Here is an 8,970-nt window from a genome sequence, read left to right as displayed (position 1 = left end):
AGGTTCTAGGTTCTAGGTTCTAGGTTCTAGGTTCTAGGTTCTAGGTTCTAGGTTCTAGGTTCTAGGTTCTAGGTTCTGCATACCAAACAACACCAAGCTGGCTCTTTATAATCTTTCGTTTTCCGCTGCCGTTGATTCTCTGTCTATTCAGCTTTTGTTGTACCATCTTGCCTTTGCGGCCTTTGCCGTCTCAGCTTGTATCGTCTCAGCTATTCTCGACTTATCACCTGCTCTTTCGGCTTTATCTTCTTTAGAATCTAGAGCACTCGTAAACTCGCTGCGAGGACGCTTCGCGGCTAGAGCGGGCTTCGCCCTGCTATACAATCAAAAGACGGCATTGTGTTTTTTATGTAGGTTGGGCTTTAGCCCATCAAAGGTGACGGCATAAATGCCGACCTACTTTAGAACAAGGACCTAGATCCTAGGACCTTCTTGCCTTCATCATCTCTAAGCTGGTATCGAGCATACGGTTAGCAAAACCCCACTCGTTATCACACCAGAGTAATAGCTTCACCAAATGACCATCGCTGACTCGGGTCTGCGTGCCATCGACAATGCTTGAACGTGGGTCGTGGTTAAAGTCACACGATACTAACGGCTCATTGGTAAATCCGACCACGCCAGAATATGAACCTTCAGTTGCTTGTTTAAGCACTCGGTTCACGGTTTCGATATCGACGCGCTTATTGAGCGTAACGGAAAGGTCGATTGCGGTGACGTTAATGGTCGGCACGCGTACAGAGATAGCTTCAAACTTATCTTTCATGTGCGGCAAAATACGCTCAATACCCCGAGCAAGTTTAGTATCGACAGGGATGATTGATTGACCAGCGGCGCGGGTTCTACGTAAATCGTCATGATAGGCATCGATCACTTGCTGATCATTCATTGCCGAATGGATAGTGGTAATCGCACCACTTTTAACTTCAAAATGCTTATCGAGCACGTCGATCACCGGTACGATACAGTTAGTCGTGCATGATGCATTCGACACTATGGTATGTTCGGCTTTGAGTAAATCTTGGTTAACACCATAAACAATGGTGGCGTCGACATCGCTAGATGACGGGTTACTGATTAGAACTTGCTTAGCACCCGCTTTTATATGCGCTTCACATTGCACTCTGTCATTAAGCACGCCCGTCGCTTCATAAACAATATCAATATCCAGTTCTTTCCAGGGCAGATTTTCAGGATTAGGTTCATGCAGCAATTTAATGGCGTCGTCACCAATAATCATATGCTGATTATCAAGTGACACTTGGGTGTGGAAGCGCCCGTGGGTGGTGTCGTACTGAGTTAAATGAAGCATCGCTTCAGGTTTGGCCAACTCATTAATCGCCACTATCTGAATGCGGTCACGTTTGGCAGATTCATACACTGCACGAAGAATTGAACGACCGATACGGCCATAACCATTGATAGCGACTCTGATCATGTAAGCTTTCTATTTCCTTTAACAGCTTAATTATTGATACGACAACGGCCTACCTCAATAGGTAAGCCGTTGTATCATAAATGCTTAAAGTAAAAAATACGTAAACAATTATTCTGTATCATAGAGCAAATTATTGATGCAATACACTGATTAATCTTTCGACTCGCGCCTAGGTTAACCGCCCATTGCATCATTAGCTCTGACACGTTAGCTGATTATAGTCCGTTAACGGTTGCTACAACGTTTTCAACAGTAAAGCCAAAGTACTTCAACAAGTCGCCACCAGGAGCAGACTCACCGAAGGTGCTCATGCCCACAACTGCGCCGCCAAAGCCAACATACTTGTGCCAGAAATCAACGTGAGCCGCTTCAATCGCAACACGCTTAGTCACAGAGGCTGGTAGTACAGACTCTTTATAAGCCGCATCTTGCTTATCGAACTCGTTAGTTGACGGCATAGACACAACGCGAACCTTTTGTCCTTGCTCAGTCAGTACTTTTGCAGAATCTAGTGCTAGCTGAACTTCAGAGCCTGTAGCAATCAGGATTAGGTCTGGTGTGCCAGCGCAATCACTTAGTACATAACCACCTTTAACAACGTTCGCTAACTGCTCTGCAGTACGTGTTTGCGCAGCAAGGTTTTGACGACTGAAGATTAGCGATGTTGGCGCGTTACGGCGCTCGATTGCATTCTTCCAAGAAACCGCAGTTTCAGCCGCATCACATGGACGCCATACCGTCATGTTTGGTGTCATACGTAGGTTTGCAAGCTGTTCAACTGGCTGGTGAGTTGGACCATCTTCACCTTGACCGATAGAGTCATGGGTATAAACGAAGATGTTCTGAATGCCCATCAATGCAGACATACGTACAGCATTACGTGCGTATTCCATAAACATCATGAACGTTGCGCCGTAGTTGATGAAACCACCGTGTAGAGAAGCACCGTTCATGATACCGCTCATGCCGAATTCACGTACACCGTAATAGATGTAGTTACCGGCTGGATCGTCTTGAATACCTTTAGAGCCTGACCAAAGCGTTAGGTTAGAACCGGCTAGATCTGCAGAGCCACCTAGCATTTCAGGTAGGATAGCGCCAAATGCACCAATAGCATTTTGTGATGCTTTACGGCTAGCAATGCCTTCTGCTTTATCTTGACACTCTTGAACGAAAGCTTGTGCTTTCTCTTCAAAGTCAGCAGGTAGGTCGCCAGAAATAACACGACGCTTGTATTCAGCCGCCAATTCTGGGAATGCTGCTTCATATGCTGCGAACTTATCGTTCCAGTTAGCTTCGTTAGCTTGACCCGCTTCTTTAGCATCCCAACCCGCGTAAACGTTTTCTGGGATTTCAAATGCACCGTGGTTCCAGCCAAGGAATTCACGAGCCGCTGCGATTTCAGCATCACCTAGTGGTGCGCCGTGACAGTCGTGGCTGCCAGACTTGTTTGGTGAACCAAAACCGATAGTCGTTTTACAGCAGATCATGGTTGGCTTGTCTGTAACAGACTTAGCTTCTTCGATAGCCGCACGAATAGCGTCGCTGTCGTGGCCATCTACGTTTGCAATAACATGCCAGCCGTAAGACTCAAAACGCTTAGGCGTATCGTCAGTGAACCAGCCTTCTACGTGACCATCGATAGAGATACCGTTGTCATCCCAGAACGCGACTAGCTTGCCAAGACCTAGGGTGCCGGCTAGTGAACATGCTTCATGAGAGATACCTTCCATCAAACAGCCATCACCTAGGAAGCAGTATGTGAAGTGATCAACGATGTCGTGACCAGGCTGGTTGAACTGTGCAGCCAGTGTCTTTTCAGCAATCGCCATACCTACAGCGTTGCTGATACCAGCGCCTAGTGGGCCAGTTGTCGTTTCAACACCGGGGGTGTAACCGTATTCTGGGTGTCCCGGTGTTTTAGAGTGAAGCTGACGGAAGTTTTTCAACTCTTCGATAGGTAATGCGTAACCTGTAAGGTGCAGCAAAGAGTAAATAAGCATAGAGCCGTGGCCGTTAGAAAGGATAAAGCGGTCACGATCAACCCAGTCTGGGTTGTTTGGGTTGTGCTTTAGGAAATCGTTCCATAGCACTTCAGCAATATCAGCCATCCCCATTGGTGCACCTGGGTGACCAGAATTGGCTTTTTGAACAGCATCCATGGTCAATGCGCGGATTGCGTTTGCGAGTTCTTTACGAGATGACATGCTCTCTCCTGCTTCGTTTTGAGGTATTGAGGCTTAGATTGAGAAAAGGGCCACAAATTTGTATTTGCTTTTCCCTTCCCTACAGCAAATTTTGGAGCCATATTTTCGCCTACTCGCCAGTAGGACGCAAATTTAATTCACCCAGAATGAAAAATATTGGCACTTTTAAGTGAGATGAATGAAGCTTGAGCAAATTAATGCCATCAAATAATAGCTTTTTTCTATTTCAGCGGTGAGTTTTTGGCAAAAATGGGCAAATTATTGATCATTCCTAAATCAGAACGCTGCGCATAAAACAGTAAAAATCACCTTTACTTACATAGATCTAATGTAAATCAAAAACCCTATTAAATATCCATCTAGCAAATAAAATGCGCGCGTGACTGCACAAAATTTAGTGAAAGGGGTGTCATCAACTCTGTTTTACACTAGAATAGCCGTCTAGATGTAGATACTTCTACACATTCAAATTGTTTAAAGACGAGATTTTCCATCATGGCAAAGCACTTGTTTACCTCTGAGTCGGTCTCAGAAGGTCATCCAGATAAAATCGCCGATCAGATTTCTGATGCGGTACTAGACGCAATTTTGGCGCAAGATCCAAAAGCTCGTGTAGCATGCGAAACTTATGTCAAAACTGGCATGGTTATGGTTGGCGGCGAAGTTACCACTTCAGCTTGGGTTGATATCGAAGAGATCACCCGTAAGACTGTACGTGACATTGGCTACACTCACTCAGATATGGGTTTTGATGCCGACTCTTGCGCTATCCTAAACGTAATTGGTAAGCAGTCTCCAGACATCAACCAAGGTGTTGACCGTGCTGACCCTAAAGAGCAAGGTGCTGGTGACCAAGGTTTAATGTTTGGCTATGCCAACAACGAAACCGACGTACTCATGCCTGCGCCTATTACTTATTCGCACAAGCTAGTTAAGCGTCAGTCTGAAGTACGTAAAGACAAGACACTTCCATGGTTACGTCCTGATGCGAAAAGTCAGGTTACTTTTGCTTATAACTCAGATGGCAGCATTGCTGGTATCGATGCAGTTGTTCTATCTACGCAGCACAGCGAAGATGTGACTCAAGCAGACCTCATTGAAGGTGTAATGGAAACCATCATCAAGCCAGTATTACCGGCTAAGTGGTTATCTAAAGACACTAAATACTTCATCAACCCAACTGGCCGTTTCGTTATCGGTGGTCCAGTAGGTGATTGTGGTCTAACGGGTCGTAAGATCATCGTTGACACATACGGTGGTATGGCTCGTCACGGTGGTGGTGCTTTCTCTGGTAAAGACCCATCAAAAGTTGACCGTAGTGCAGCATACGCAGCACGTTACGTTGCTAAGAACATCGTTGCAGCAGGTCTTGCAGACCGTTGTGAGCTTCAAGTGTCTTACGCTATTGGTGTTGCAGAGCCAACTTCAATCAGCATCGAAACATTTGGCACTGCTAAAGTTGGCGAAGAGCTATTGATTGACCTAGTACGTCGTCACTTCGACCTACGTCCATACGGTCTAACAGAAATGTTGAACCTAGCTCGTCCAATCTACCAAGCGACTGCAGCATACGGTCACTTTGGTCGTAACGAGTTCCCATGGGAAGCTACAGACAAAGTTGACGCTCTACGCGCTGACGCAGGTCTATAATCGTTACCGATTAGTTCGGCGTTGCTGGTTCAACGCCGATAAAAACCGCCATTTGGCGGTTTTTTTATGTCTGGAACATTTATGACGATTTACCATGGATGACTTTTTCAAAATAGTAAATCGTCGTTGTGTCTGCAATTAGCAATATTAAGTTGTGGTTTTGCATCAGAGCACACAATTACGCAAGACGCCATAAACTCATCCCTGAGGGCTTAACCACAGCATCCCTGCTGCGGATACTTGCTTCATTTGTATCACTCTGATTACTATCAATGTACAACATAATATTCCCAGCGCAGCTCTCTACAGACTAAGAATGAGGTAGTTACAAAGTGCAATTAACTTGGTTAGCGGCTGATGAGCGTATCGAGGTGAAGAAGTTTTATCGCCAGCACATGCCTTATGCACGCCTGTTGCAGAAGGAGTCTGTCTGCGTGTTAACGCAAGCTGACCCTAACCTTGATAGCTTTGACGAAATCACTTCTTCCAACATAATCGCTAGTGCGCGTATTCGGCCTATTGGTCAGTTAGCTATTTTAACTGGCATGTTAGTGCACCCAGATTTTCGTGGCCAAGGTGTTGGGCATCAGTTGATGCGAGAACTTTCACCCGTGATTAGTGACGGCAAGACGTATATTTTTGCCTTAGCGAATTTAGAAGGGTTTTATTCGCAACATGGTTTTTGCGCTGTGGCATCAGCGCCGAATGATATTGAGCAGTTGTTTCTGAAGTATCAGGGGGATGGTGAAAGGTTGGTGTTAATGGGATTAACTGGTGCTATTGAACGATAGCTTTCGTTTTATTTGAGGCCTTACGGCCTTTGAAGCAATCAAACTTCGTTTGACCTTATAGTTAGACTGCGTCTAACAACTAACTCAAGCTCCGCTTGAGAAAGGTCGTGGCGCTTCGCCCACACCAGATTTTTAAGGCATCAGGCTGCGCCTGACCAAAGTCGTGAGCTTCCAGCTCGCACACGGCCAAGAAGGGGTCTACAGCTACCCCCTCTTGGATCTCCCCTGCCGCCCCGACGAAGTTGTTGATCCTCATACTCCAATAAAAATCGCCTAACGGCTCAGATGGGACATCCATGTCCCGCTGAGCCTGAGCCATCATCCATGATGGCTCCACCGCATTTTCATCTACGTATTTCGGCAACTCCGATGGGATTAGGTGTTTTCTGTAAGTTTTGTCACTCACTTTTGCCCCATTACGCATTCGCAAGAGAAATAGATATACCGAAGAACAGCTAATAGAGCCTTATATTCTCTAATTTATTGTGCGCAGCAGCTCTGACTTACAAGTCCTAGATAAATTCGCAGTTACATTCCCACAACAGATATACCCCTTGAGAAAAAAGAGCGGAAAATGAGCATAGAATGCTCCCTCCCCGCACTACTCCGTAAGCCACCGAAATTAAAATATTTAGCGAAAGATTGAAGAGACCTCGACTTCAAGATGATCAAGTTTTCAAGTTTGATATGGCTCCAGCAAATCGACATATTATTGAGCTGCGACACCATATACTGATACCGGCTAAATTTGACTTAAATCAAATACTTATACCACTATAAAGGTATAATACTAGGTAAGTTCAGTATTACTCACTGTGGCACTATGAAAATAATTAACCCTACGGACGCCGATCTTCTTACATCAGGTGAACGTTATGCTTTAGACCAAAAATTGAAGAAATTACTAAGCAACGAAGATTGCTTTGTCTACGTTCAACCTAATATAAACAGCTTACGACCAGATTTTGTTGTTATTGGCAAAAGCTTCGGTGTACTGATTATTGAAGTGAAGGACTGGAGTGAAGAATTTATTCTTTCCTCTAATTCTAAATTAGTGTCTTGTAAAAATGGGCGTTTTAAAAACCCTATTGATCAAATTGAAACATATGAAAGTATTATTTTAAGCAAGCTTAATGGAGTGTTTGATTTTATAGATGAGGCTGGAGAGCTCAAAGTTAGTGTTAGAAAATTAGTTTTTTATACTAACTTAAACTCCGATTACTTAGAGTCGAAGCCTGAGCTTATGGGGAGCTCATCAATAATATATGATCGAAGAAAGCTAAGAACATTAACATTAGATGAGCTAGTAATCGAACGTCAAAACAATCTTAGTAATGCCGAGATACTTGCTATTCGAAGTGTTCTTTTCCCAGAAATAGTTATCCCAACAGAAACAAGGCAGTCAGATGACTTTGTTGAAGTTAAAGATGTAAAAGCACTAGATTACGAGCAAGAGGAATTTGCCAAAAAAGTTCCTAATGGACACTATATGGTGTCTGGTATTCCCGGTAGCGGAAAAACAGTGATCTTGTTATCGCGAGCGTTGCACTTGGCTCAACGTTATGAAAGCTACTCGATATTAATACTTACATATACAAAAGCTTTAGCTAATAAGCTAAAACACCAGCTTACAGTGAAAGCTAAGGATATGAATATTCCTGAAAGTGTTAAAAGCAGAATTCAGATCAAGCACTTCCATAAGCTTTGCTATGACATTATAGGATTTAACAAAAGAGTCGCAGATCAAAGCGGTGAAAAATACTACAGTGAGCTTTGGCCTCAAGAAGCAATCAATGGCTTAAAAGGTAAAAACGGAACTTATGATGCTGTATTAGTTGATGAGTACCAAGACTTTCATGTGGATTGGTTTGAATTATGTAAAACTATTTGTAAAAAAAGTGAAGATGGACAAGAAAACTTGTTCTTTGCTGGAGATCGTTTACAACGAATCTATGATATTACTTGGAGTAGTTATAAAGAAATTGGCATTAATATCCAAGGTCGAAGTAAATTACTAAAAATACCTTATCGAACAAACCAGAATCACCTAGATTTTGCATTGAAGTTTCTATCAAATGATGACGTACTAGCAAAGGATATTGGTAATTTCTACGAGATGGATAAATTAAATGGCTTTGCAAATAATGGTAATTCGATTGACTTGGTAGAGGGGAATGCAACTTCAATTTCTAGTTATGTAGAGCAGTTGGTTAACAAACTAGATATCTTGCCTCAAGATATACTAATTTTATGCCATACAAATTATGAATGCCGAGAAATGCTAAGAACTTTACCAAACAATATCGCAAGTAAATTTGATAGTGGTAAGGAGCCCCAAAAATGCAAAGGATTGATCACCACTTATCATTCATCAAAAGGTTTAGAGGCAAAATACTGTATTTTATATAAAGTTGATAAATTTGAAGTACAAAGAAACAATAGAACATTAATTTATGTTGGTATGACAAGAGCATCTGAAAAGCTAATTGTAAACTATGATCGTGATAATAACTTTGCATCTGAAATATTAGAACTCTTGGATCAATAAAAAGTGGGTGTCAGAGTAAACTTTCTAGAGTTTCTAGAGTTTCTAGAGTTTCTAGAGTTTCTAGAGTTTCTAAGCAGAATAACTATTCCCCATAGATATCAAACGAATAGTGAAACTCACAGAAAACACCTATTCCCCATCGGAGTTGCCGAAGTTATTGAAGACAATCGCGTGAGTGAGGCATGGATGCCGAGATAGCCTTAGGTGAGCCATGGATGGCGAATATGAGGCGATAGCGATTGTCGAAAATAACTGAGGATCAACAACTTCGTCGGGGCGGCTCGGGTGATGCAAGAGGGGGAAGCTGTTGTCCCCCTTTTGCCCGAGTGTGAGCTG

6 protein-coding genes are annotated in these 8,970 nt (G+C 43.2%); 3 read left to right on the top strand and 3 right to left on the bottom strand.

Annotated features, from left to right (window positions below; all coding sequences use genetic code 11):
• Positions 1 to 421: 421 nt before the first annotated feature.
• Both epd and tkt read right to left on the bottom strand, forming a co-directional pair.
• Positions 422 to 1,438: an erythrose-4-phosphate dehydrogenase gene (gene epd / locus ACVBIK_RS15260; protein WP_447170041.1), complete on the bottom strand. Its 1,017-nt coding sequence runs from the start codon at positions 1,436 to 1,438 to the stop codon at positions 422 to 424.
• Positions 1,439 to 1,653: 215 nt separating this feature from the next.
• A complete protein-coding gene (tkt, locus tag ACVBIK_RS15255) occupies positions 1,654 to 3,645 on the bottom strand; it encodes a transketolase (RefSeq protein ID WP_447170040.1) in 1,992 nt (663 codons plus the stop codon).
• 495 nt (positions 3,646 to 4,140) lie between these two features.
• Here tkt and metK point away from each other — a divergent pair, with 495 nt between their 5' ends.
• Both metK and ACVBIK_RS15245 read left to right on the top strand, forming a co-directional pair.
• A complete protein-coding gene (gene metK, locus ACVBIK_RS15250) occupies positions 4,141 to 5,295 on the top strand; it encodes a methionine adenosyltransferase (protein ID WP_447162158.1) in 1,155 nt (384 codons plus the stop codon).
• A gap of 332 nt (positions 5,296 to 5,627) precedes the next feature.
• Positions 5,628 to 6,086 (top strand): GNAT family N-acetyltransferase, encoded by a 459-nt coding sequence (locus tag ACVBIK_RS15245; RefSeq protein ID WP_447170039.1) that lies wholly within the window; start codon positions 5,628 to 5,630, stop codon positions 6,084 to 6,086.
• Positions 6,087 to 6,165: 79 nt separating this feature from the next.
• Here the strand turns inward: ACVBIK_RS15245 and ACVBIK_RS15240 are convergent, their stop codons facing one another.
• Positions 6,166 to 6,492 (bottom strand): hypothetical protein, encoded by a 327-nt coding sequence (locus ACVBIK_RS15240; RefSeq protein WP_447170038.1) that lies wholly within the window; start codon positions 6,490 to 6,492, stop codon positions 6,166 to 6,168.
• A gap of 417 nt (positions 6,493 to 6,909) precedes the next feature.
• Between ACVBIK_RS15240 and ACVBIK_RS15235 the strand changes: the two genes are divergently transcribed.
• On the top strand, positions 6,910 to 8,634 hold the full coding sequence (locus ACVBIK_RS15235; protein ID WP_447170037.1) for a UvrD-helicase domain-containing protein: 1,725 nt from the start codon (positions 6,910 to 6,912) through the stop codon (positions 8,632 to 8,634).
• Positions 8,635 to 8,970: the final 336 nt, after the last annotated feature.

It is taken from the genome of Shewanella sp. 125m-1, from assembly GCF_052977065.1.
The sequence above is the reverse complement of the archived record's forward strand: the minus strand, read 5'-3'. Positions and strand labels throughout refer to the sequence as shown.

Bases quoted from the DNA above. Each gene is read 5' to 3' on its own strand.
- metK (WP_447162158.1), top strand. From the start codon at position 4,141: ATGGCAAAGCACTTGTTTACCTCTGAGTCGGTCTCAGAAGGTCATCCA.
- epd (WP_447170041.1), bottom strand. From the start codon at position 1,438: ATGATCAGAGTCGCTATCAATGGTTATGGCCGTATCGGTCGTTCAATT.
- ACVBIK_RS15235 (WP_447170037.1), top strand. From the start codon at position 6,910: ATGAAAATAATTAACCCTACGGACGCCGATCTTCTTACATCAGGTGAA.
- tkt (WP_447170040.1), bottom strand. From the start codon at position 3,645: ATGTCATCTCGTAAAGAACTCGCAAACGCAATCCGCGCATTGACCATG.